At 61.6% G+C, this 22718-nt stretch carries 20 protein-coding genes; 11 read left to right on the top strand and 9 right to left on the bottom strand.

Annotation, left to right across the window (positions count from 1 at the left end):
- Window positions 1–41 precede the first annotated feature (41 nt).
- The 7 genes from QMK54_RS05650 to QMK54_RS05620 form a co-directional block, all read right to left on the bottom strand.
- Window positions 42–1052 carry a chemotaxis response regulator protein-glutamate methylesterase gene (locus tag QMK54_RS05650; protein ID WP_223595291.1) on the bottom strand — a complete coding sequence of 337 codons (1011 nt, stop codon included), beginning with the start codon at window positions 1050–1052 and terminating at the stop codon, window positions 42–44.
- Window positions 1049–3328: a hybrid sensor histidine kinase/response regulator gene (locus QMK54_RS05645; RefSeq protein ID WP_320402198.1), complete on the bottom strand. Its 2280-nt coding sequence runs from the start codon at window positions 3326–3328 to the stop codon at window positions 1049–1051. The genes QMK54_RS05650 and QMK54_RS05645 overlap by 4 nt, the downstream gene beginning before the upstream one ends.
- Window positions 3325–4005, bottom strand: coding sequence for a chemotaxis protein CheW (locus QMK54_RS05640; RefSeq protein WP_110658981.1), 681 nt, complete (start codon window positions 4003–4005; stop codon window positions 3325–3327). The genes QMK54_RS05645 and QMK54_RS05640 overlap by 4 nt, the downstream gene beginning before the upstream one ends.
- Entirely contained in the window at window positions 4002–5273 is a 1272-nt protein-coding gene (locus tag QMK54_RS05635; RefSeq protein ID WP_320402197.1) for a CheR family methyltransferase, read from the bottom strand. The genes QMK54_RS05640 and QMK54_RS05635 overlap by 4 nt, the downstream gene beginning before the upstream one ends.
- Window positions 5270–5806 (bottom strand): chemotaxis protein CheW, encoded by a 537-nt coding sequence (locus tag QMK54_RS05630; RefSeq protein WP_110658977.1) that lies wholly within the window; start codon window positions 5804–5806, stop codon window positions 5270–5272. The genes QMK54_RS05635 and QMK54_RS05630 overlap by 4 nt, the downstream gene beginning before the upstream one ends.
- Entirely contained in the window at window positions 5806–7428 is a 1623-nt protein-coding gene (locus QMK54_RS05625) for a methyl-accepting chemotaxis protein (protein ID WP_110658975.1), read from the bottom strand. The genes QMK54_RS05630 and QMK54_RS05625 overlap by 1 nt, the downstream gene beginning before the upstream one ends.
- 360 nt (window positions 7429–7788) lie before the next feature.
- Window positions 7789–8481 carry a tellurite resistance TerB family protein gene (locus QMK54_RS05620; protein ID WP_110658973.1) on the bottom strand — a complete coding sequence of 231 codons (693 nt, stop codon included), beginning with the start codon at window positions 8479–8481 and terminating at the stop codon, window positions 7789–7791.
- Between the two features lie 171 nt (window positions 8482–8652).
- On the opposite strand from QMK54_RS05620, the gene QMK54_RS05615 reads away from it, so the two are divergent.
- The 9 genes from QMK54_RS05615 to QMK54_RS05570 all read left to right on the top strand — a co-directional run bounded on the left by QMK54_RS05615 (window position 8653) and on the right by QMK54_RS05570 (window position 20774).
- On the top strand, window positions 8653–9567 hold the full coding sequence (locus tag QMK54_RS05615) for a LysR family transcriptional regulator (protein WP_085724453.1): 915 nt from the start codon (window positions 8653–8655) through the stop codon (window positions 9565–9567).
- A 101-nt stretch (window positions 9568–9668) separates the two neighbouring features.
- On the top strand, window positions 9669–11156 hold the full coding sequence (locus QMK54_RS05610) for a gamma-aminobutyraldehyde dehydrogenase (RefSeq protein ID WP_320402196.1): 1488 nt from the start codon (window positions 9669–9671) through the stop codon (window positions 11154–11156).
- Window positions 11157–11380: 224 nt separating this feature from the next.
- Complete coding sequence (gene ydcS, locus QMK54_RS05605; protein WP_320402195.1) at window positions 11381–12532, top strand: putative ABC transporter substrate-binding protein YdcS; 1152 nt, start codon at window positions 11381–11383, stop codon at window positions 12530–12532.
- Window positions 12533–12711: 179 nt separating this feature from the next.
- Window positions 12712–13749, top strand: a complete 1038-nt coding sequence (locus tag QMK54_RS05600; RefSeq protein ID WP_160389876.1) for an ABC transporter ATP-binding protein — start codon at window positions 12712–12714, stop codon at window positions 13747–13749.
- 1 nt (window position 13750) lies between these two features.
- Complete coding sequence (locus tag QMK54_RS05595; protein WP_110658965.1) at window positions 13751–14698, top strand: ABC transporter permease; 948 nt, start codon at window positions 13751–13753, stop codon at window positions 14696–14698.
- Window positions 14688–15497 carry an ABC transporter permease gene (locus QMK54_RS05590; RefSeq protein WP_102699051.1) on the top strand — a complete coding sequence of 270 codons (810 nt, stop codon included), beginning with the start codon at window positions 14688–14690 and terminating at the stop codon, window positions 15495–15497. Before QMK54_RS05595 ends, QMK54_RS05590 begins: the two co-directional genes overlap by 11 nt.
- 167 nt (window positions 15498–15664) lie before the next feature.
- On the top strand, window positions 15665–17089 hold the full coding sequence (locus tag QMK54_RS05585) for a gamma-aminobutyraldehyde dehydrogenase (protein ID WP_110663060.1): 1425 nt from the start codon (window positions 15665–15667) through the stop codon (window positions 17087–17089).
- A 275-nt stretch (window positions 17090–17364) separates the two neighbouring features.
- On the top strand, window positions 17365–18849 hold the full coding sequence (locus QMK54_RS05575) for an APC family permease (protein WP_223595277.1): 1485 nt from the start codon (window positions 17365–17367) through the stop codon (window positions 18847–18849).
- Window positions 18850–18911: 62 nt separating this feature from the next.
- Complete coding sequence (locus QMK54_RS05570; RefSeq protein WP_320402194.1) at window positions 18912–20774, top strand: NAD(P)-binding protein; 1863 nt, start codon at window positions 18912–18914, stop codon at window positions 20772–20774.
- A 58-nt stretch (window positions 20775–20832) separates the two neighbouring features.
- Here the strand turns inward: QMK54_RS05570 and QMK54_RS05565 are convergent, their stop codons facing one another.
- On the bottom strand, window positions 20833–20991 hold the full coding sequence (locus tag QMK54_RS05565) for a hypothetical protein (protein WP_181432145.1): 159 nt from the start codon (window positions 20989–20991) through the stop codon (window positions 20833–20835).
- A 453-nt stretch (window positions 20992–21444) separates the two neighbouring features.
- Here QMK54_RS05565 and QMK54_RS05560 point away from each other — a divergent pair, with 453 nt between their 5' ends.
- Window positions 21445–21957 (top strand): Bro-N domain-containing protein, encoded by a 513-nt coding sequence (locus QMK54_RS05560; RefSeq protein WP_320402193.1) that lies wholly within the window; start codon window positions 21445–21447, stop codon window positions 21955–21957.
- A 100-nt stretch (window positions 21958–22057) separates the two neighbouring features.
- Complete coding sequence (locus QMK54_RS05555) at window positions 22058–22252, top strand: hypothetical protein (RefSeq protein ID WP_320402192.1); 195 nt, start codon at window positions 22058–22060, stop codon at window positions 22250–22252.
- A 10-nt stretch (window positions 22253–22262) separates the two neighbouring features.
- Here the strand turns inward: QMK54_RS05555 and QMK54_RS05550 are convergent, their stop codons facing one another.
- On the bottom strand, window positions 22263–22448 hold the full coding sequence (locus QMK54_RS05550) for a hypothetical protein (RefSeq protein ID WP_110662350.1): 186 nt from the start codon (window positions 22446–22448) through the stop codon (window positions 22263–22265).
- Between the last annotated feature and the right edge of the window lie 270 nt (window positions 22449–22718).

The raw sequence follows: 22718 nt of genomic DNA, 5'->3' as shown, positions 1-22718 counted from the left end.
CACCTGAGTACTGCCTGGGCCAGGAATGCGGGAAAAGCTGCTCATTTGGCAAAAATCTCCAGCAATCGTGGCGCTATCTTGTCCAGCGGGCGAATCTCCACGGCAGCGTCGATGGCCGCGGCCGCCTTTGGCATGCCATACACCGCACTGCTGCCCTGGTCTTGTGCGATGGTCAGGTAGCCCTGTTGGCGCATGAGTTTAAGCCCCTGGGCGCCATCACGCCCCATGCCGGTGAGCAAAACCCCCACGGCGTCACCATTCCAGTAGCTGGCCACACTCTCGAAGAACACATCGATGGAGGGCCGGTAGATCTCGTTGACCGGTTCGGCGGTGTAGGCCAGCGTGCCGTTTTTCAGCAAGCGAATATGGTGATTGGTGCCGGCCAGCAATACCTTGCCGCTTTGCGGCGGCTCGCCTTGCTGGGCCAGCCGCACGTCGAGGCCGCTGGCACTGCCGAGCCATTCAGCCATGCCGGCGGCAAACACCTGGTCAACATGTTGCACCAGTACGATGGCTGGCGAGAAATCACGCGGCAACCCCTTGAGCAAGACTTCCAGCGCCGCCGGCCCACCGGCGGATGAGCCAATGGCGATCAGGCTCTGGCGTGAGCCCGAATTGCGCAACGGTGCCGGCGCCGGGCGCGGACGGTTGCCCTTGTCGCCGATCAGCCAACCGATGTTCATGATCTTGCGCAACAACGGCGCAGCCGCTTCCTGGGCATTGCCGGCGCCGAGGGCCGGGGTGTCGACCACGTCCAGCGCACCATGGCCCATGGCCTCGAACACCCGGTGCACGTTCTGCTGGCGATCCACGGTGACGATGACAATGGCGCACGGGGTCTCGGCCATGATCCGTCGCGTGGCCTCGACGCCATCCATCACCGGCATGATCAGGTCCATCAGAATCAGGTCCGGCGTGTCTTGCGCGCACTGGCGCACCGCCTCGGCGCCATTGCCGGCGACCCAGACCACCTCGTGTGTCGGCTCGAATGCCAGGGCGCGGCGCAGGGCCTCCACCGCCATGGGCATGTCGTTGACGATAGCAATCCTCATGCCCGCGCTCCTCCGATGAGCTCGACCACTGCATCGAGCAAGGCGTCGTCATGAAAACTGGCCTTGGCTAGATAATAGTCGGCTCCGGCATCCAGTCCACGACGCCGGTCCTCTTCACGATCCTTATAAGACACCACCATCACCGGCAACGATTGCAGGCGAGTGTCGCGACGCAGCAACGTGACCAGTTCGATGCCATCCATGCGCGGCATATCAATGTCGGTGATCAACAGATCGAAATCCTCCGAACGCAGCGCGTTCCAGCCGTCCATGCCGTCTACCGCAACCGCCACGTCGTAACCGCGATTGAGCAACAGCTTGCGCTCCAACTCTCGCACGGTCAGGGAATCGTCCACCACCAGAATTCGCTTGCGGGCCGCCTCGACCACCTGATTGCTGTGACGGGCAATGCGCTCCAGTCGACCGGTGTTGAGCAGTTTTTCCACCGAACGCAGCATGTCTTCGACATCAACGATCAGCACCACCGAGCCGTCGTCGAGCAGGGCCCCGGCGGAAATGTCCTGCACCTTGCCCAGACGCTCATCCAGCGGCAGCACCACCAGCGTCCGCTCACCGACAAACCGTTCCACCGCCACGCCGTAGATCGCATCGCGCTCGCGAATCACCACGACTTTCAGGGTTTGCCCGCTGTTCTGGCTGGCCGGACGTTGCAGCAGTTGGCTGGCCGCGACCAGGCCGACATGCCGGCCTTCGTGCCAGAAGTGCTGGCGGCCTTCGACCTGCACGATATCCTCCGGCTCCAGATCACACATGCGCTCGATGTGCGCCAGCGGGAAGGCATAGGCTTCGTCGCCGACTTCCACGACCAGACTGCGCACCACCGACAGGGTCAGCGGCACTTCGAGGTGGAAACGACTGCCCTCGCCCGCCGTCTGTTCCAGCACCACTGCGCCGCGCAACTGCCGGACCATGTGCTGCACCGCATCCAGGCCGACACCGCGACCGGACACCTCGGTGACCGTGTCGCGCAGACTGAAGCCAGGCAGGAACAGGAACGTCAGCAGCTCTTCTTCGCTCAACTGCGCGGCGGTTTGCGCGGGCGACAAACTCCGCTCGACGATACTGCGACGGACCTTTTCCAGATCCACGCCATTACCGTCATCGCTCAATTCAAGCACCAGCAAACCGGCTTGATGAGAGGCGCGCAAGCGAATCAAACCTTCAGCTGGCTTGCCCGCCAGCAGGCGCTGTTCCGGAGTTTCGATGCCGTGGTCGACTGCGTTGCGCAACAGGTGAGTCAGCGGCGCTTCGAGCTTTTCCAGGACGTCGCGATCGACCTGAGTCTTCTCGCCTTCGATTTCCAGCCGCACCTGTTTGCCCAGGTCGCGCCCCAGATCCCGGACCATGCGCACCTGCCCGGTCAGCACATCGGCAAACGGCCGCATGCGACAAGCCAGCGCCGTGTCGTACAACACCTGCGCCCGCTGGCTGGCATGCCAGGCGAACTCATCGAGTTCGGCGTTCTTTTCCATGAGCAGTTGCTGGGATTGCGCCAGCAAGCGCCGCGCATCCTCGAGAACTTCCTGGGCTTCCAGGCTCAAGGCGTGATCCTTGAGGTGAACGTTAAGACTCTCCAGGGCTCGCAGGCTGTTGCTCTGCATGCGCTTGAGGCGCTGCATGGTCGCCAGGTGCGGTTTGAGCCGCTGGGTTTCCACCAGGGATTTGCTCGACAGATCGAGCAAGCTGTTCAGGCGCTCGGCGGTGACACGCAGCACGCGCTCGCCATTTTCGGTGGTGCGTTTGGTCTTGCGTGGGACTGCGGTCGATGTGGGCTCGACGACAGGTACCGGTGCCTCGACCTTGGACGCAGGTGCTTCAAGTTGAAGTTCGGCCATCACCGGTGCGGCAGGCGCAATCAGCGGGGCCGCCGGGTCCAGCAAGCGCGCCATCAACGCCTCGTAGGCCGCGATATCCGCGGCCTCCGGGTTGTTGCCCGGCGTGGCGATGCGCATCAGCAAATCGGTACCTTGCAGCAGCGCATCGATGTGTTCGGGGCGCAACAACAAGCGCCCTTCCTGGGCACTGACCAGGCAATCTTCCATCACATGGGCAACGCTGACCCCGGCATCGACGCCGACGATCCGCGCCGCGCCTTTGAGCGAGTGCGCCGCACGCATGCACGATTCGAGTTGATCGGCCAATGTCGGGTCGCGCTCAAGCGCCAGCAGGCCGGCGCTCAACACCTGGGTCTGGGCTTCGGCCTCCAGGCTGAACAGCTCCAGCAAAGAGGCGTCGCGCATTTGCTCGGGGGTCATGTAAGGCTCCGGGTCACGGCGGACAGCAGCTGTTCTTCATCCAGCCAACGCAGGCTGCGACCTTTGAATTGCAACACGCCACGGGTGTATTTGGCGCTGGCCTGGGCACCCGAACGCGATGCGGCATCGAGGATGCGCTCGTCGATGGCGTGAATCCCGTCGACTTCGTCCACCGGCACCACCACCGGCCCGCCGTGGGCCGCGATGATCAGCATGCGTGGCATGACCCGCGTGCCGGACACCGCGCTGACGATGTCGTCGAGCCCCAGCAACTCCACCAGCGACAGGCAGGCAACCAGCGCGCCGCGCACATTCGCCACGCCGAGCAAGGCCCGGGAGCGCTGGTGCGGCAAGGAGTGAATCGCTTGCAGTGGCGCTACCTCGACCAGACTGCGGGTCGCGAGAGCCAGCCATTCTTCACCCAGGCGGAACATCAGCAGCGAACGGGTTTTCACCTCGTTCTCGACCGCGACGGACGCTGGCCCGCGATCTTCCTGCTGCAACGCATAGCGATCGAGCAAGCGTGTGGCGGCCGCCGAATACACCGCACAATTGCGGCAGTGAATATGCTCGGCCAGCAGCGGGCAGGACTTGTCGCCGTGGATACCGATGCGGTTCCAGCAGTCGTCGATGGCCTGGGCATCCCGGGTGACGCTAAAGGTGTCGGAGGCGATCATCGTTTACGCTCACTGTCGGCGGCGCGCCCGCTACGGGCGGCACGCTCCTGCAATCGTCTGGCCCCCGTCGCGTCACCCTGGGCCTGCAGCAATGCGGCCAGGTGCATCAACGCTTCGGAATGTTGCGGTTCGAGGTACAGCACCTTGCGATAAAAGCCCTGGGCTTCCAGGACGTTGCCGGCGACATCGCTGAGCAGTCCCAGCCAATAGAACACCTGGGCTACCGGTTCATGACTGCGCAAATAGCTTTCACACGCCGCCCTTGCCTCGGCGCTTTTACCTTCGTTGGCCAGCGTGGCGATGTTCGCCAGCAGCACGGCCGTATCGGCGCCGGACGTTGGCGCTACAGAAGCCAGCGGCACGACACTGGCGAATGGGCGCCTGCGCACGGGTGCAGGCGGCGGATTGCGCAACGGTTGCGGCACAGGCAAGGGGGCTGGAACGAACACCGGCAAGGGTTCAGGGTCCGCAGTCCCTTGTCGACTGAACGCGAAGGACTGCGCGATACCGATCGAGCGCATCCCCAGGCGTCCCAGCAGACTGCCTTCGGCCGGACCGATAAACAGCACGCCGTCATCGTGGGTCAGGCGCTTGAGCACGTCGAAGACTTGCTTCTGGGTCGGCTGGTCGAAATAGATCAGCAGGTTGCGACAAAACACGAAGTCGAACGGCGGTTCACCGGCCAGCAAGGCCGGATCCAGCAGATTGCCGACCTGCAAGCGCACCTGCTCCTGCACACGCGGGTCCAGGCGATAGCCGTCACCCTCGGCCGTAAAATGACGGTCGCGATACGCAATGTCGTCGCCCCGGAAGGAGTTCTTGCCGTACAAGGCGCGCCTGGCTTTTTCCACCGACAGCGGGCTGACGTCCATGCCGTCGACCTTGAACTGGTGCGGCTTGAGCCCGGCATCGAGCAACGCCATGGCGATCGAGTAAGGCTCTTCACCGGTGGAACACGGCAGGCTGAGAATCCGCAGTGCGCGCAGGTTGTTGATCTCGGCCAGGCGTTTGCTCGCCAGTTTCGCCAGGGTGGCGAAGGACTCCGGATAGCGGAAGAACCAGGTCTCCGGAACGATCACCGCTTCGATCAATGCCTGTTGCTCGTCCCGGGAACCCTGCAAGGTGCGCCAATAGTCATCGGCCGAGGATGCTTGTGCAGCGATGCTGCGCTGGCGCACTGCGCGCTCGATGATCGCCGGCCCCACGGAAGCCACGTCGAGGCCGATACGTTCCTTGAGGAAGTCGAAAAAACGCTGATCGCTGTTCATGAGCGTTCCTCCAGCAGCACCGGATCCAGTGGCGGCGAGGGGAATAACAAGGCGCGAACCTGGTCGTCCAGCAGATCGCTGACCCGTACCCATTGCAGCAAGCCCTGCTCATCCTTGCGCACCGGCCCGAGGTAAGGCGCCTGCCGATTGTCCAGGCCGTAGGGCTGAAAATCCGCCGGGTCGCAGCGCAAGGTATCGGTCGCCTGTTCCAGAATCAGCCCGAGCAGCTGTGTCTCGGCAGTTTCATCCGGGCGATAGTTGACCAGCACCAGTCGCGTGCTGGTACGGGCCTGTGCCGGCGTCCCAAAGGTCAGTGCGCTCAAATCGATCACCGGCACCACGGTGCCGCGATAGGCGAACACCCCGGCGACCCAGGCGGGGGCATGGGCAATGGGCTTCAAGGGCAGGCGCGGCAGCACTTCCGCCACTTCGATAGCCTTCAAGGCATAGCGCTCGTTGCCGATGCGAAACACCAGGAACAATGCATGCAGCGCCTGCTTCACGGCAGAGCGTTTGGCCGTGATTTCACTCATCAGACTTTGAATCGCGAAACGCCGCTGCGCAGCCCGACGGCCACCTGGCTCAGCTCATCGATGGCGAAACTGGCCTGACGCAGGGACTCGACCGTCTGGCTGCTGGCATCGCCCAACTGCACCAGCGCGTGGTTGATCTGCTCGGCACCGGTGGCCTGGGCCTGCATGCCTTCGTTGACCATCAGCACCCGCGGCGCCAGCGCCTGGACCTGATGGATGATCTGCGACAACTGCTCGCCGACCTGCTGCACCTCGGACATGCCGCGACGCACTTCTTCGGAGAACTTGTCCATGCCCATGACCCCGGCTGACACCGCCGACTGGATCTCGCGCACCATTTGCTCGATGTCGTAGGTGGCCACGGCCGTCTGGTCCGCCAGGCGCCGAACTTCGGTGGCGACCACGGCAAAACCGCGTCCGTACTCGCCGGCCTTTTCGGCCTCGATGGCGGCGTTGAGCGACAACAGGTTGGTCTGGTCGGCGACCTTGACGATGGTCACCACCACCTGATTGATGTTGCCGGCCTTCTCGTTGAGGATCGCCAGCTTGGCATTGACCAGATCGGCCGCGCCCATCACCGAGTGCATGGTTTCTTCCATGCGCGCCAGGCCCTGTTGCCCGGAGCCGGCGGCCACGGAAGCCTGGTCGGCGGCGGTGGAGACTTCGGTCATGGTGCGCACCAGATCCCGGGAAGTGGCGGCGATCTCACGGGAGGTCGCGCCGATCTCCGTGGTGGTGGCGGCGGTTTCGGTGGCGGTGGCTTGCTGCTGCTTGGACGTCGCGGCGATCTCGGTCACCGACGTGGTCACCTGCACCGACGAACGCTGGGCCTGGGACACCAGCGAGGTCAGCTCGGTCATCATGTCGTTGAAGCCGGTTTCCACGGCGCCGAATTCGTCCTTGCGCTCCAGGTTCAGGCGATTGCTGAGGTCACCGGTGCGCATGATTTCCAGAATCTTCACGATGCGGTTCATTGGCGCCATGATGGCGCGCATCAGCAACAGGCCGCAGAGGCCGGCGGCCAGCACCGCCACCAGCAGGGAAATGCCCATGCTGATCTTGGCCGCGATGACCGCGTCGTCGATGGCGGCGATGTCACGATCGGCCACTGCTTTATTTTCGCGGATGATGTCGTTGAGCTTCATCCGGCCGGCAGTCCAGACCGGGGTCAGTTGCTCGGTGAACAACTTGATCGCTTCAGCTTCCTGGTTCCGGCTGTGCAGTTCGAGCACAGCAGCCAGAACCTTGTTGAATTCCTCGTGCTTTTGTACGAAAACGGCGTATTCGACCTTGTCCTCATCCGTCGTGACGGTGTTGCGATAGTTGCTCATCTCCTCCAGCAGGCGCGCCTCGAAAGCCTTGAACTCCGCGGCGTCCTCGCTGCTGATGCCCTGCCCTTCTTTCAAACCAAGCATTTCCTGCGTCTGCAGGAAAGCGTCGCTCCAGGCGCTGCGAATCATCGAGCTGTAGTAAAGCCCCGGCAATGCGTCATCCCGAACGCTGTCTTCGCTCTCTTCAATCTTCAGCAATCTCGAATAGGAGAGGACCACCATCAGCAACATGATGGCGATAATTACCGCAAAGCTCGCCAAAATGCGTTGGCGCAACGTCCAGTTCTTCACAGTCAATCCTCGGGCCTGATTCGAAATGCGGGGAGTATAGCCGAGGGCGGTGTTTCATTTATAAGACGGATGCACGCCGCCGCTCATCCCGCGGGCAAGCCGGTGGGCTCTGGATGGGGACTGTCCGTTAATTGAGGGGATGAGTGCCAGCGGTGATTGGGTAGAAACGGGCGACGGATCGGCCATTAAGGATGCGGTGTGGCTGAATACGCCTTCGCGAGCAAGCCCGCTCCCACATTTGATCGGTGTCGTAGGCAATTCTTGAGCCTGGCAAGGAACACTGTGGGAGCGGGCTTGCTCGCGAAGGCGTCGTGCCAGACAACCATTTATTGACTGAAGGGCAAGACCGCTCCTGCAGGTCTACAGCGAAGCCTGGCGAACCTGCTTCTCAAGCTCGGCTTTCAACCCCGGCTCCAGCTTCAACTGCCGCGCCAGTTCGTCGAGGTAGGCCTTCTCCATGAAGTTTTCCTCGTCCACCATCATCACGCTGGCGATGTACATCTCGGCGGCGATTTCCGGTGAGCGGGCAGCGCGGGCGACATCGCTCGGGTCCAGCGGTTTGTTGAGCTCGGCGTGCAGCCAGTGCTGCAGTTCCTGGTCGCTGTCGAGCCGGGTGAATTCGCCCTCGATCAAGGCGCGCTCACGCTCATCGACATGACCGTCAGCCTTGGCCGCCGCCACCAGCGCCTTGAGAATCGCCTGACTGTGCAACTCGACTTGCGCGGGCGGTACGCGGTCCAGGGTTTGCGGCTCTGTACCGGCCGCAACGCCCTGCTGTGACTGCCAGTTGCCATAGGCTTTATAGGCCAGCACGCCCAACGCGGCGAGGCCGCCGTAGACAGCGACCTTGCCCCCCACCTTACGGGCCTTTTTGCTGCCGAGCAGCAAGCCCATGGCGCCGGCCGCCAATGCCCCGCCACTCGCGCCGGAGAGCAGACCACCGAGGGCACCGGTGCTGCCGCTCGCGCCTTTGTGCGAAGAGCTGCCAGTCTTGTTCTGCAACAGGTCCTGACCGGATTTGAGCAGTTGATCGAGCAATCCACGGGTGTTCATTTTTCGCCTCCACAGGACGTTTAACCTGAAATAAGGCCACCAGCCTAGTTGGAAAGTGCCCACGCCCCGTGCGCGAGAGTGCTTCCAGATGTTGCATTGACACGCTGCCTATCGAAAAAAAAGATATAGACTCTCGTGAATCGATAAAAACAGCCCACCGGGTGCTTTCCCATGATGACCTTGCGTCAGATCCGTCATTTCATCGCCGTGGCCGAGACCGGCTCGATCTCCGCCGCCGCGCAAACCGCGTTCATTTCCCAGTCGACCCTGACCCTGGCGATCCAGCAACTGGAGGAAGAAATCGGCGTCAGCCTGTTCAGCCGCCACGCCAAGGGCATGACCCTGACCCACCAGGGCCATCAATTCCTGCGCCAGGCGCACTTGATCCTGGCCACCGTGGATAACGCCAAGCGCAGCCTGCAACAGAGCACCGACCAGGTCGCCGGGCAGTTGATCGTCGGCGTGACCAGCCTGGTCGCCGGCTACTACCTGGCGGATTTGCTCACCCGTTTCCAGCGCGCCTATCCCAACGTGGAAATCCGCGTGATGGAAGACGAGCGCCCGTACATCGAGCATTTGCTGGTCAGCGGCGAGATCGATGTCGGCGTGCTGATCCTCTCCAACCTCGAAGACCGTCACGCCCTGCAGACCGAAGTACTGACCCACTCGCCGCACCGGCTATGGCTGCCGGCCCAGCACCCGCTACTGGAACACGACAGCATCAACCTCGCCGACGTCGCCCGCGAGCCGCTGATTCAATTGAACGTCGACGAAATGGACCGTAACGCCCAGCGCATGTGGTCGGCAGCCTCCTTGCAACCGCGCATCACCCTGCGCACCGCTTCGACCGAAGCGGTGCGAAGCCTGGTGGCTGCCGGATTGGGCGTGTCGATCCAGCCCGACATGACGTATCGCCCGTGGTCTCTGGAGGGCGACATCATCGAGGCGCGGACGATTGCCGACCTCAGCCAGACCCTCGACGTCGGCCTCGCCTGGCGTCGCGGCACCGCGCGGCCGGCGCTGGTGGATCCGTTCCTCACGGTTGCACGCGAACAACCCCACGGCGGGCGCAAGCCATCTATTTAATCGAACGCCACCTTCAGTATTTAGTATTTGTCGTCCTCGGGCCCGCGAACTAGTCTTGTTACATCTATATAAGACGGCCGGACCCCATCACTGGGAACACCATGGCCACACAAGAAAAGAGAACCCGAAAAATGGCTGGCGCGCAGACCCCGTTGTTCACCGCATTGTTGATTGATGGTGAATTAGTCGCCGGTCAAGGCTGCGTCGAGCCGATTCTCAACCCCGCCACCGGCGAAGTTATCACGCAGATCGCCGAAGCCAGCACCGAGCAGGTCGAAGCCGCGATCCTCGCCGCCCACCGCGCCTTTGCCGGTTGGTCACGGACCACGCCTCAGCAGCGTTCGAACCTGTTGCTGGACATCGCCAACGCCATCGAAAAAAACGCCGACCTGCTCGCCCGCCTCGAATCCATGAACTGCGGCAAGCCGTTGCACCTGGCCCGTCAGGATGACCTGAATGCCACGGTGGACGTGTTCCGCTTCTTCGCCGGTGCCGTGCGCTGCCAGACCGGCCAGCTCAGTGGCGAATACCTGCCGGGCTACACCAGCATGGTCCGTCGCGATCCTATCGGGGTGGTGGCGTCGATTGCGCCGTGGAACTACCCGATCATGATGGCCGCGTGGAAAATCGCCCCGGCCCTCGCCGCCGGCAACACCCTGGTGTTCAAGCCGTCGGAACACACGCCGCTGTCGATCCTGGCCCTGGCACCGGCGCTGGCCGAGATCCTGCCACGGGGTGTGATCAACATCGTTTGCGGCGGTGGCGAAGGCGTCGGCAGCCATTTGGTCAGCCATCCCAAGATCCGCATGGTGTCGCTGACCGGCGATATCGTCACCGGCCAGAAGATTCTCCAGGCCGCCTCGAAAACCCTCAAACGCACCCACCTCGAACTCGGTGGCAAGGCTCCGGTGATCGTCTGCAACGACGCCGACATTCAGGCCGTGGTCGAAGGCGTGCGCACCTACGGCTATTACAACGCCGGCCAGGATTGCACCGCCGCTTGCCGCATTTATGCCCAGGCCGGGATTCACGACCGTTTGGTCGCCGAGCTCGGCGCGGCCGTCAGCAGTCTGCGCTTTGCCGGCAAACGCGACGCCGACAACGAAATCGGCCCGCTGATAAGCACCCGCCAGCGTGACCGCGTGGCCAGTTTTGTCGAACGCGCCCTCGGCCAGCCGCACATCGAGCGGGTGACCGGTGCCGCCGTGCATTCCGGTGCCGGCTTCTATTACCAGCCGACATTGCTCGCCGGTTGCAAGCAAGGCGACGAGATCGTCCAGCGCGAAGTGTTCGGGCCGGTGGTCACCGTGACCCGCTTCGATGAGCTGGCACAAGCGGTGGATTGGGCCAACGATTCGGAATACGGCCTGGCGTCGTCGGTCTGGACCCAGAACCTCGACAAGGCCATGCAGGTCGCGGCGCGCTTGCAGTACGGCTGCACCTGGATCAACAGCCATTTCATGCTGGTCAGCGAAATGCCCCATGGCGGCCTGAAGCGTTCGGGCTACGGCAAGGACCTGTCCAGCGATTCGCTTCAGGACTACAGCGTGGTGCGGCACATCATGGCCCGCCACGGACAGCATTTATAAAATCGCACTACGCTAACAATTAGCCGTAAAGGCATTGATGTGGAAACGTTGGAACAAAGCGGTCCCCTTGTAGGAGCTGGCTTGCCAGCGAAGGCGTCCATCAGGACACCGCAAGGTTTGAGGGACTCATCGCCGGCAAGCCGGCTCCTACAGGACCGCGTTTACGACGTTGAAACCACGTTGAAAAAACTGCCCCGACCATAATTAAAGAAGAGGGAATTCCCATGTTCGTGCACAAGACCGCACTGCTCAGTGCAATCACCACCGCGCTGCTGGCCAGCGCCGCTGTCCAGGCCGCCGAGCCGCTCAAAGCTGTCGGGGCGGGCGAAGGCCAACTGGATATTGTGGCCTGGCCCGGCTACATCGAACGTGGCGAGAGCGACAAGGCCTACGACTGGGTGACCGGTTTCGAGAAGGAAACCGGCTGCAAGGTCAACGTCAAGACCGCCGCCACCTCCGATGAAATGGTCAGCCTGATGGCCAAGGGTGGTTATGACCTGGTCACCGCATCCGGCGACGCCTCCCTGCGCCTGATCGTCGGCAAGCGTGTGCAACCGATCAACACCGCGTTGATCCCGAACTGGAAAAACCTCGACCCGCGCCTCAAGGATGCACCGTGGTACGTGGTCAACAAGCAGACCTACGGCACCCCGTATCAGTGGGGCCCGAACGTGTTGATGTACAACACCAACGTATTCAAGGCCGCGCCGACCAGCTGGAACGTCGTGTTCGATCCGCAGGACCTGCCCGATGGCAAGTCGAACAAGGGTCGCGTGCAGGCCTATGACGGTCCGATTTACATCGCCGACGCCGCGCTGTACCTGAAATCGACCAAACCGGAACTGGGCATCCAGAACCCGTATGAACTGACCGAAGCCCAGTACAAGGCCGTGCTCGATTTGCTGCGCGCCCAACAGCCGCTGATCCACCGCTACTGGCATGACACCACCGTGCAAATGAGCGACTTCAAGAACGAAGGCGTGGTTGCCTCCGGTGCATGGCCTTATCAGGTCAACGGCCTGATGAACGAGAAGCAGCCAATCGCCTCGACCATCCCGAAAGAAGGCGCCACCGGTTGGGCCGACACCACCATGATGCACACCGAGGCCAAGCATCCTAACTGCGCCTACAAGTGGATGGACTGGTCGCTGCAACCGAAAGTCCAGGGTGATGTAGCGGCGTGGTTCGGCTCGTTGCCAGCGGTTCCGGCGGCGTGCAAGGAGAGCGAACTGCTCGGCGCCGAAGGCTGCAAGACCAACGGTTTCGACCAGTTCGACAAGATCGCCTTCTGGAAAACCCCGCAGGCTGAAGGCGGCAAGTTCGTGCCGTACAGCCGCTGGACCCAGGACTACATCGCGATCATGGGCGGCCGTTAACGCCTGAAGGTCCTTCGGACCTTATCGCCAGCAAGCCGGCTCCTACACAGTCCGCGTACCCCTGTAGGAGCTGGCTTGCCAGCGATAGAGCGCAAAGCGCTCTTCTCTACCGATTCAGTTTTTTCAGAAGTCCAGGCAGGGCCGCTGCGACGGCCTTCGCCTTTTTGGAGCACCGCACCATGACGCTTGCAGTCCAGTTCACCAACGTTTCCCGTCAGTTCGGCGAAGTGAAAGCCGTAGACCGGGTTTCCATCGACATCCAGGACGGCGAGTTTTTCTCCATGCTGGGGCCTTCCGGCTCGGGCAAGACCACCTGTTTGCGCCTGATCGCCGGTTTTGAACAGCCGAGCGCAGGTTCCATCCGAATTCATGGCGAAGAGGCCGCCGGCCTGCCGCCGTACCAGCGCGACGTGAACACCGTGTTCCAGGATTACGCGCTGTTCCCGCACATGAACGTTCGCGACAACGTCGCCTACGGCTTGAAAGTCAAAGGCATCGGCAAAGCTGAACGCCTCAAGCGCGCCGAAGAATCCCTGGAGATGGTCGCCCTCGGCGGCTACGGCGAGCGCAAACCCGTGCAGCTCTCCGGTGGCCAGCGCCAGCGTGTGGCCCTGGCCCGTGCCCTGGTCAATCGCCCACGGGTGCTGCTGCTCGACGAACCCCTCGGCGCCCTCGACCTGAAGCTGCGCGAGCAAATGCAGAGCGAATTGAAGAAGCTGCAGCGCCAACTCGGCATCACCTTCATCTTCGTCACCCACGACCAGACCGAAGCGCTGTCGATGTCCGACCGCGTGGCGGTGTTCAACAAGGGCCGCATCGAACAGGTCGATAGCCCGCGCAACCTGTACATGAAACCGGCCACTACCTTCGTCGCGGAATTCGTCGGCACCTCCAACGTGATCCGCGGTGACCTGGCAAAACAGCTCAGCGGCAATCCGCAGCCGTTCTCGATTCGTCCGGAACACGTGCGTTTCGCCGAAGGCCCGCTGGCCAGCCACGAAATCGAAGTCAGCGGTTTGCTGCATGACATCCAGTACCAGGGCAGCGCCACCCGCTACGAACTGAAACTGGAAAACGGCCAGACCCTAAACATCAGCAAGGCCAACAACCAGTGGCTGGACACTAGCGCACAACACCAGACCGGTCAGCGCATCAGCGCGCGTTGGGCACGCGAAGCCATGATCCCGTTGCACGACACCGTTGCGGGCGGGGTGTGACATGAACACCTTGGCTATCTCTCAAAACCAGTCGGGCGGCTCGCCGCTGCGCCGGTTCTCCAACCTGCTGTATCGCCGGCCGAACCTGTACCTGTCGATGCTGCTGGTGCCGCCGCTGATCTGGTTCGGCGCGATCTATCTCGGCTCGTTGCTGACCCTGCTGTGGCAAGGTTTCTACACCTTCGATGACTTCACCATGGCGGTCACCCCCGACCTGACCCTGGCCAACTTCGCCGCGCTGTTCCAACCGTCGAACTTCGACATCATCCTGCGCACCCTGGGCATGGCGGTTGTCGTGTCGATTGCCAGCGCCATCGTTGCGTTCCCGATTGCCTACTACATGGCGCGCTACACCACAGGCAAGACCAAGGCGTTTTTCTACATCGCAGTGATGATGCCGATGTGGGCCAGCTACATCGTCAAGGCCTACGCCTGGACGCTGCTGCTGGCCAAGGGCGGCGTGGCGCAGTGGTTCGTGCAGCACCTGGGGCTGGAGCCGGTCCTGCAATTCGTGCTGGGCATTCCGGGGGTTGGCGGCAGTACCTTGTCGACCTCGCACCTGGGGCGCTTCATGGTGTTCGTCTACATCTGGCTGCCGTTCATGATCCTGCCGATCCAGGCTTCGCTGGAACGCCTGCCGCCGTCGTTGCTGCAAGCCTCCGCCGACCTCGGGGCCAAGCCGCGCCAGACCTTCATGCAAGTGATTCTGCCGCTGTCGATCCCGGGCATCGCCGCCGGTTCCATCTTCACGTTTTCGCTGACCCTGGGTGACTTCATCGTGCCGCAACTGGTGGGCCCACCCGGCTACTTCGTCGGCAGCATGGTCTACGCCCAGCAAGGCGCGATCGGCAACATGCCAATGGCCGCCGCGTTCACCCTGGTGCCGATTGTGCTGATCGCCATCTATCTGTCCATCGTCAAACGTCTGGGGGCCTTCGATGCACTCTGAAAAAGCTTCCTTGGGCCTGCGCATTGCCGCCTGGGGCGGGTTAGTGTTCCTGCACTTCCCGATCCTGATCATCTTCCTGTACGCCTTCAACACCGAAGACGCAGCGTTCAGCTTTCCGCCCAAGGGCTTCACCCTGAAGTGGATCGGCGTGGCGTTCTCGCGGCCGGACGTGCTCGAAGCCATCAAGCTGTCGTTGCAGATCGCCTCGATTGCCACGCTGATCGCCATGGTCCTCGGCACATTGGCTTCGGCCGCGCTGTATCGCCGAGACTTCTTCGGCAAGCAAGGCATCTCGCTGATGCTGATCCTGCCGATTGCCCTGCCGGGGATCATCACCGGGATCGCGTTGCTGGCGACCTTCAAGACACTGGGCATCGAGCCGGGGATGTTCACCATCATCGTCGGCCACGCGACCTTCTGCGTGGTGATCGTCTACAACAACGTCATCGCCCGCTTGCGTCGCACTTCCCACAGCTTGATCGAGGCCTCGATGGACCTCGGCGCCGACGGCTGGCAGACCTTCCGCTACATCATCCTGCCGAACCTCGGCTCGGCGTTGCTGGCTGGCGGCATGTTGGCGTTCGCGCTGTCGTTCGACGAGATCATCGTCACCACCTTCACCGCCGGCCATGAACGCACCCTGCCGCTGTGGCTGCTCAACCAGCTCAGCCGCCCACGGGACGTGCCGGTGACCAACGTCGTGGCGATGCTGGTGATGATCGTGACCATGCTGCCGATTCTGGGCGCCTATTACCTGACCCGTGGCGGCGAAAGCGTTGCGGGCAGTGGCGGGAAGTAACTGACGACCAACATCTCCTGTAGGAGCGAGCCCGCTCGCGAAAAACGTTAACGATGACGAGGGCTGCCTGGATGAACGCGTCATCGTTCACGTCCATCGCGAGCAGGCTCGCTCCTACAGTGATCCGGTTTCTACAGAACAATAAAAGCGCCAAAGAGGACATGAACATGCAAACTAAACTCCTGATCAACGGCCAACTGCAGGACGGCGAAGGCCCCGCCCAACCGGTGTTCAACCCGGCGCTCGGCCGTGTGCTGGTGGAAATCAACGAAGCCAGCGAAGCCCAGGTCGATGCCGCCGTGCGCGCCGCCGATGCCGCGTTCGACAGCTGGTCGCAGACCCCGCCGAAAGAGCGCTCCCTGCTACTGCTCAAACTCGCCGATGCCATCGAAGCCCACGGCGAAGAACTGGCCAAGCTGGAATCGGACAACTGCGGCAAGCCCTACAGCGCCGCGCTGAACGACGAGATCCCGGCGATTGCCGACGTGTTCCGCTTCTTCGCCGGCGCCAGCCGTTGCATGAGCGGTTCGGCCGGTGGCGAGTACCTGCCCGGCCACACCTCGATGATCCGCCGCGATCCGGTGGGCGTGATCGCCTCCATCGCGCCGTGGAACTACCCGCTGATGATGGTCGCCTGGAAAATCGCCCCGGCCCTGGCCGCCGGTAATACCGTGGTGCTCAAGCCGTCGGAACAGACGCCGCTGACCGCCCTGCGCCTGGCCGAACTGGCGTCGGAGATCTTCCCGGCCGGCGTACTCAACCTGGTGTTCGGCCGTGGTCCTAGCGTCGGCAGCCCGCTGGTCACTCACCCGAAAGTGCGCATGGTGTCGCTGACCGGTTCGATCGCCACCGGTTCGAACATCATTTCCAGCACCGCCGACAGCGTCAAACGCATGCACATGGAACTGGGCGGCAAGGCCCCGGTGATCATCTTCGACGACGCCGACATCGACGCCGCCGTGGAAGGCATCCGCACCTTCGGTTTCTACAACGCCGGCCAGGACTGCACCGCGGCCTGCCGCATCTATGCCCAGGCAGGCATCTACGAAAAGTTCGTCGAGAAGCTCGGCGCCGCCGTCAGCAGCATCAAGTACGGCTTGCAGGATGATCCATCGACCGAACTCGGCCCGCTGATCACCGCACAACACCGCGACCGCGTGGCCAGTTTCGTCGAGCGCGCCATCGCCCAGCCGCACATCCGCTTGATCACCGGCGGCAAGGCTGTGGAAGGCAACGGCTTCTTCTTCGAACCGACCGTACTGGCCGACGCGCAGCAGGACGACGAAATTGTCCGCCGCGAAGTGTTCGGACCGGTGGTGTCGGTGACCAAGTTCAGCGATGAAGCTCAAGTGCTGGGCTGGGCCAACGACTCGGACTATGGCCTGGCGTCATCGGTGTGGACCGCCGACGTCGGCCGCGCCCATCGCCTGTCGGCGCGTTTGCAGTACGGCTGCACCTGGGTGAATACGCACTTCATGCTGGTCAGCGAAATGCCTCACGGCGGTCAGAAACTGTCCGGTTATGGCAAGGACATGTCCATGTATGGGCTGGAGGACTACACCGTGGTTCGGCATGTGATGTTCAAGCACTAAGAAACGCATCGCCTGTAGGAGCGAGCTTGCTCGCGATGGACGTCAACGAGGACACGGGGATCCTGACGCCCCGCGGTGTCCTCAGATTTTTCGCGAGCAAGCTCGCTCCTACAGCGAAGAGGTCACCTCGGTTTCAAGGCAGAAACCGGCAATACGCACCACCAGGCTCCACCCCAAAGAAGACAAAACAATAACCACCGATCCGGGCGGCGCTCCCAAGGCCCCGCCACGGTTTCGGACATCCGAAATCTGCCGATTTTCCGGAGCAAACACACATGAGTGCATCACCCGATCTCTCTACAGCCCTTGCCGACAGCGATGCCGAGCAACTACGCAAACTGGGTTACACCTCCAACTTCAATCGCAGCATGAGCCTGTGGGAAAACTTCGCCCTGGGCTTCACCTACCTGTCCCCGGTCGTCGGGGTGTATACCCTGTTCGGCCTGTGCCTGGCCGCCGGTGGACCACCGATGTTCTGGGCTTACCTGCTGGTCGGTTGCGGCCAGTTGCTGGTATGCCTGATCTTCGGCGAAGTGGTTTCGCAGTTCCCGATTTCCGGCGGCGTGTACCCATGGGCCCGTCGCCTGGTGGGCAAGCGCTGGGCGTGGATGGTTGGCTGGATCTACTCCATCGCGCTGTGCGTGACCATCGCGGCGGTTGCCGTGGGTGCCGGTCCGTACCTCGCCGCCATGATGGGCTTTGAGCCAAGCAACAACACCAACATCATCATCGCCCTGTTCCTGACGCTGTTCGCCACCCTGGTCAACCTCAGCGGCACCAAAGTGCTGGCGCGTATCGCCATGTTCGGCTTCCTCTGCGAACTGGTCGGCGCGGTGATCGTTGGCGTTTACCTGCTGATTTTCGAGCGTCATCAACCGCTCAGCGTGTTGTTCAACACCTTCGATATCAGCGTCGACGGCTCGTACCTGCCGGCGTTCCTCACCGCTTCGCTGGCGGGGATGTTCCTGTACTACGGCTTCGAGGCCTGCGGCGACGTGGCCGAAGAAACCCCGAACCCGAGCAAGAAAATCCCGGTGGCCATGCGCATGACCATCTACATCGGCGGCATCGCGGCGATGTTCGCCTGCCTGGCGCTGATCCTGGCCGTGCCGGACATGCAAGCCGTGATCAACGGTACCGACAAGGACCCGGTCACCACCATCCTCAACAACGCGTTCGGGCCGGTGGGTTCGAAAGTCGTGATGGGCGTGGTGATGATTTCCTTCATCTCCTGCGTGATCAGCCTGCAAGCGGCGGCCAGTCGTCTGCTGTATTCCTACGCCCGTGATGAAATGGTCATCGGCAGTCGACTGCTGAAGAAGATTTCCCCTACGACTCAAGTTCCGGTTGCCGCGCTGTTCGTGTCCGGCGTCCTGCCGGCGCTGATCATCATCCTCGGCTTCTTCCTGCAGGACGCGGTCGCCACCATCGTCAGCTTCGCGGCGATCGGCATCTACCTGGCGTTCCAGATGATCGTGCTGGCGGCCCTGTACGCGCGCATGAAGGGCTGGAAACCAAGCGGCAAATTCACCCTCGGCGCCTGGGGCTGGGCGGTGAACATCGGCGCGCTGGTCTATGGTGTCGGTGCAATCATCAACATGGCCTGGCCACGTACGCCGGACGCTGCGTGGTACATCAACTATGCGATGGTGCTCAGTACCGCCATCGTGATTGGCCTGGGCTTGCTCTACATGTGGATCGCCAAGCCGTATGACCACGGCAAGGCACCTGCGGGCGATGCCTGGAAAGTCAGCCGGTAACGGCATTCGCCCCGGTGCCGATGTGGCGCCGGGGCGATCTAAAAAACCAACAAGGAAGAAATATGGATATCACCCGCCGCGACTTTCTCAACGGCGTCGCTGTCACCATCGCTGCCGGCATGACCCCTCTGCAACTTCTCCAGGCCGCCCCCGACGGGCGCTACTACCCACCGGCCCTCACCGGCCTGCGGGGCAGCCACGTCGGCTCGTTCGAAATTGCCCACCAGATGGGCTGGGAGAAAAAGATCTTCGACACCGACAAGCTGCCGATCACCGAGGAATATGACCTGGTAGTGGTAGGAGGCGGCCTCAGCGGTCTGTCCGCTGCGTGGTTCTACCGTGAGAAACATCCGAAAGCGCGCATCCTGATTCTGGAAAACCACGACGACTTCGGCGGTCACGCCAAGCGCAACGAATTCTCCGCCGGTGGTCGCATGATCATCGGCTACGGCGGCAGTGAAGCCTTCCAGTCGCCGAACCATCTATACAGCAAGGAAGTGAACGGCCTGCTGAAGAAACTCGGCGTGAACATCAAGCGCTTCGAGACAGCTTTTGATCGCCAGTTCTACCCGGGCCTGGGCCTGTCCCGCGGGGTGTTCTTCGACAAGGAAAACTTCGGCGAAGACAAACTGGTGACCGGCGACCCGACGCCGATGGTGGCCGACGACATCGCCCCCGACCAGTTGCACGCCCGCTCCATCCCCGACTTCATCAACGACTTCCCGTTGCCGGAAGCTGACCGCCAGGCGTTGATCGCCCTGCACATGACGCCCAAGGATTACCTGCCCGGCAAAACCACCGAGGAAAAAACCGCCCACCTGGAAGCCACCAGCTATCAGGACTTCCTGCTCAAGGATGTAGGCCTGTCGGCTCAGGCGGTTAAATATTTCCAGAGCCGCACCAACGACTTCATGGCCTTGAGCATCGACGCGGTGGCCGCGTCCGACGCCTACTCGGTCGGTTTCCCAGGTTTCAGCGCGATGAATCTGGAGCCGATCAGCGAAGAAGCCCAGGCAGAAATGGAAGAGCCCTACATCTACCATTTCCCCGACGGCAATGCCTCGCTGGCGCGCTTGCTGGTGCGCAGCCTGATCCCGGCCGTGGCGCCTGGACATACCATGGACGACATCGTCCTGGCCCCGTTCGACTACGCCAAACTCGACCAGGCCAAAGCCCCAGTGCGCATCCGCCTGAACAGCACAGCGGTTAGCGTGCGCAACGTCGGCAGCGGCGTGAACGTCGGCTACAGCCGTGGCGGCCAGCTCAGCCAGGTGCGCGGCAAGCATTGCATCATGGCCTGCTACAACATGATCATCCCGTACCTGCTGCGCGACCTACCCGCCGAGCAATCCCACGCCCTGAGCCAGAACGTGAAGTTCCCGCTGGTCTACACCAAGGTGGTGATCCGCAACTGGCAGTCATTCCAGAAGCTCGGCGTGCATGAAATCTACGCCGCGACCCAACCTTACAGCCGGATCAAACTCGATTACCCGGTGAGCATGGGCGGCTACGACCACCCGAAAGACCCGACACAACCCATTGGCCTGCACATGGTCTACGTCCCCACCAGCCCCAACAGCGGCATGAACGCCCGCGACCAGGCCCGCGCCGGCCGTGCTCGCCTGTATGGCCAGAGCTTCGAACAACTGGAAGCGCAATTGCGCGACCAACTGCAACGCATGCTCGGCCCTGGCGGCTTCAACCACGAAACCGACATTCTCGCCATCACCGTCAACCGCTGGTCACACGGCTACGCGTACTTCTCCAACAGCCTGTACGACGATGCCGACGAGAGCGAGAAACTGATGGAACTGGCGCGTCAGCCAGTAGGACGGGTGAGCATTGCCAACTCGGACGCGGCGTGGAGCGCGTATGCCCATGCGGCGATCGATGAGGCGTATCGAGCGGTGGGGGAAGTGGGTTAAACGACGGTAACTGAGCTCCACGGATGGCCATTCCCAGCGATCCGTGGAGTCAAAAACCTCAGACGGCATCGTCGTCCAGAACTTCAACCAACACGCTCCCGCCCCTTAGTAATGCCATCAACTCATCAGTTTGCCATTTGATATCGGCTTTGCCGCGCACCGCTTCGAAGCGATCCTGAGCATCACTCTTACGTTTCTCGTCACGGTCGTCAGCCACAGATCTACTCCTCTGGTCCAAGTTTTCGCCTCCTATCCCGGATCCGCTTAAATAACGGAAATACCGCGACTCAGGAATATCGTCTCTGTAATGAGTGCAAAAACAGGAATTTCCTACAGACGCAGCCTTCCTGAAAAACCCTCGATTCCTACAACACGCGTCGCCAGAGTAGACTTGGCGCCGCGAGCGCCTGACCGATAGGCTTCATCCCGTCGCTGCCAAATCAGCGGCCCGGAGTCGAAGCCGGAACACATCAACATGGCGCATCCGCCCCCCCATATGAGCTGGGGCATTTTTTTGCCTTTCAGTTTCGCGTTATGGCGGGCCGTGTGGCGCGGGCCTCTCGGCTTCCATGTTGATCGAGAATGTTCCGACTTCGAACGCCCCACGGTCCGCCACCCAAATCTGTCGAAGGATTACTGGCGGCTCCTTTCTTCAACATGGAGTCGAAAAATGCACAAGCACACATCTCATCCGACTGAAATTCCTTCCTGCTTCATTCCTAATGTCTTCACCCGCCACAACCGTTTCCTCCACGCCTTCATGCAAGCCAACCAAGCCTGGTTCTGCGCCCAGGATCTAGGTCGCTTGATGGGCAAACCACTCAATGAACGCCTGACCCTCAAACTCGATCCCGACCAACGTCGCAGCGTCTGGCTGCGCAAGGACGGCAAAACGGTCGAAACCCTGATGGTCAGCGAATCCGGCATGTACGCCTTGCTGGTCCACCACTTCGTTCCGGAAAATCGCAATCTGCGTCAGTGGTTGAGCAACGAAGTCATACCCTCGCTGCGTGATGCGAAATCAGAGCCTGTGGAAAACCTGCCAAGCCTGAGCTCCTTGAATTGGGCCGGAGTTTCGGTGCCCTTGCTGCATTACCAACATCACGCCTGGATCAAGTGGCGAGACATGCCTGAGTTGATGCAGGTGCAGCGCCCCTTCCCAATCGCCGGCACGTGCAGTTGAAGGGATAAGTCGGGCTGATCAAAAAGGGACGGACTTCACAGTCCGCCCCTTTGGTTTGAGTCCTCTCAATAAATTGTCCTGCTCAATGAGTTATATCCACATGAACGAGACTCGCAGCGTCAAACGAAACATCATCGAAATGATTCCATGTGATAGCTCGTTTGCAGAAGCGTTTCTCCATAAGCTCGACCAGCAATTCGTCCGACAGCAAGCAATAGATGCTGGCATAGCCGACGCTGATGCAGGCAGGTTAACCAGCCTGGCCACCGTGAAGGCCAAATGGCTATCACGGTAACCAGCCCTGCTCAAAACCTCGAAACACTCCTCATCGCATCCACCAGATACCTCATCGCAATCCTGTCGTTCTCCGACAACTCCCGATAGCGCTCCACCAACTTCATTTCCTCGTTATTGAGCCGACGCCTGCGTCGCCCCATGGCCAGGCATGGAAAGATTCCCAATATTTCGGTAATGCCTTGTACTTTCGACATGGACGATGTCCTTCTCTATACGTCAAAGAAAACTGCAACAAACCGCATCGCCCTAACCCTTTTTCAGCAGCGCCTCGTGCCAACTGAAACGCACCGGCCCGAAGGGCATAAACCGGTCATGTGCACAGAATAGAAATATTCCGGGCGCTGAAAAGCAGTTTTTAGAGTAATTAGTCGAAAAAAGCAGATATGCCCTCTAAATCAGAAACCACTGTCGGAATTGTTTCCCGACATGTCTTGTTTCATTGCCGAGCCAGCGTCGTGCCATCA

It is taken from the genome of Pseudomonas sp. P5_109 (assembly GCF_034009455.1).
Lineage (GTDB): Bacteria > Pseudomonadota > Gammaproteobacteria > Pseudomonadales > Pseudomonadaceae > Aquipseudomonas.
Note: the sequence above shows the minus strand (reverse complement) of the source record. Positions and strands in the feature narration are given on the sequence as shown.

Excerpts from the sequence above, each read along its gene's own strand:
- QMK54_RS05650 (WP_223595291.1), bottom strand. The coding sequence starts at position 1,052 with ATGAGGATTGCTATCGTCAACGACATGCCCATGGCGGTGGAGGCCCTG.
- QMK54_RS05645 (WP_320402198.1), bottom strand. The coding sequence starts at position 3,328 with ATGACCCCCGAGCAAATGCGCGACGCCTCTTTGCTGGAGCTGTTCAGC.
- QMK54_RS05640 (WP_110658981.1), bottom strand. The coding sequence starts at position 4,005 with ATGATCGCCTCCGACACCTTTAGCGTCACCCGGGATGCCCAGGCCATC.
- QMK54_RS05635 (WP_320402197.1), bottom strand. The coding sequence starts at position 5,273 with ATGAACAGCGATCAGCGTTTTTTCGACTTCCTCAAGGAACGTATCGGC.
- QMK54_RS05630 (WP_110658977.1), bottom strand. The coding sequence starts at position 5,806 with ATGAGTGAAATCACGGCCAAACGCTCTGCCGTGAAGCAGGCGCTGCAT.
- QMK54_RS05620 (WP_110658973.1), bottom strand. The coding sequence starts at position 8,481 with ATGAACACCCGTGGATTGCTCGATCAACTGCTCAAATCCGGTCAGGAC.
- QMK54_RS05615 (WP_085724453.1), top strand. The coding sequence starts at position 8,653 with ATGATGACCTTGCGTCAGATCCGTCATTTCATCGCCGTGGCCGAGACC.
- QMK54_RS05610 (WP_320402196.1), top strand. The coding sequence starts at position 9,669 with ATGGCCACACAAGAAAAGAGAACCCGAAAAATGGCTGGCGCGCAGACC.
- ydcS (WP_320402195.1), top strand. The coding sequence starts at position 11,381 with ATGTTCGTGCACAAGACCGCACTGCTCAGTGCAATCACCACCGCGCTG.
- QMK54_RS05600 (WP_160389876.1), top strand. The coding sequence starts at position 12,712 with ATGACGCTTGCAGTCCAGTTCACCAACGTTTCCCGTCAGTTCGGCGAA.
- QMK54_RS05595 (WP_110658965.1), top strand. The coding sequence starts at position 13,751 with ATGAACACCTTGGCTATCTCTCAAAACCAGTCGGGCGGCTCGCCGCTG.
- QMK54_RS05590 (WP_102699051.1), top strand. The coding sequence starts at position 14,688 with ATGCACTCTGAAAAAGCTTCCTTGGGCCTGCGCATTGCCGCCTGGGGC.
- QMK54_RS05585 (WP_110663060.1), top strand. The coding sequence starts at position 15,665 with ATGCAAACTAAACTCCTGATCAACGGCCAACTGCAGGACGGCGAAGGC.
- QMK54_RS05575 (WP_223595277.1), top strand. The coding sequence starts at position 17,365 with ATGAGTGCATCACCCGATCTCTCTACAGCCCTTGCCGACAGCGATGCC.
- QMK54_RS05570 (WP_320402194.1), top strand. The coding sequence starts at position 18,912 with ATGGATATCACCCGCCGCGACTTTCTCAACGGCGTCGCTGTCACCATC.
- QMK54_RS05560 (WP_320402193.1), top strand. The coding sequence starts at position 21,445 with ATGCACAAGCACACATCTCATCCGACTGAAATTCCTTCCTGCTTCATT.
- QMK54_RS05555 (WP_320402192.1), top strand. The coding sequence starts at position 22,058 with ATGAACGAGACTCGCAGCGTCAAACGAAACATCATCGAAATGATTCCA.
- QMK54_RS05550 (WP_110662350.1), bottom strand. The coding sequence starts at position 22,448 with ATGTCGAAAGTACAAGGCATTACCGAAATATTGGGAATCTTTCCATGC.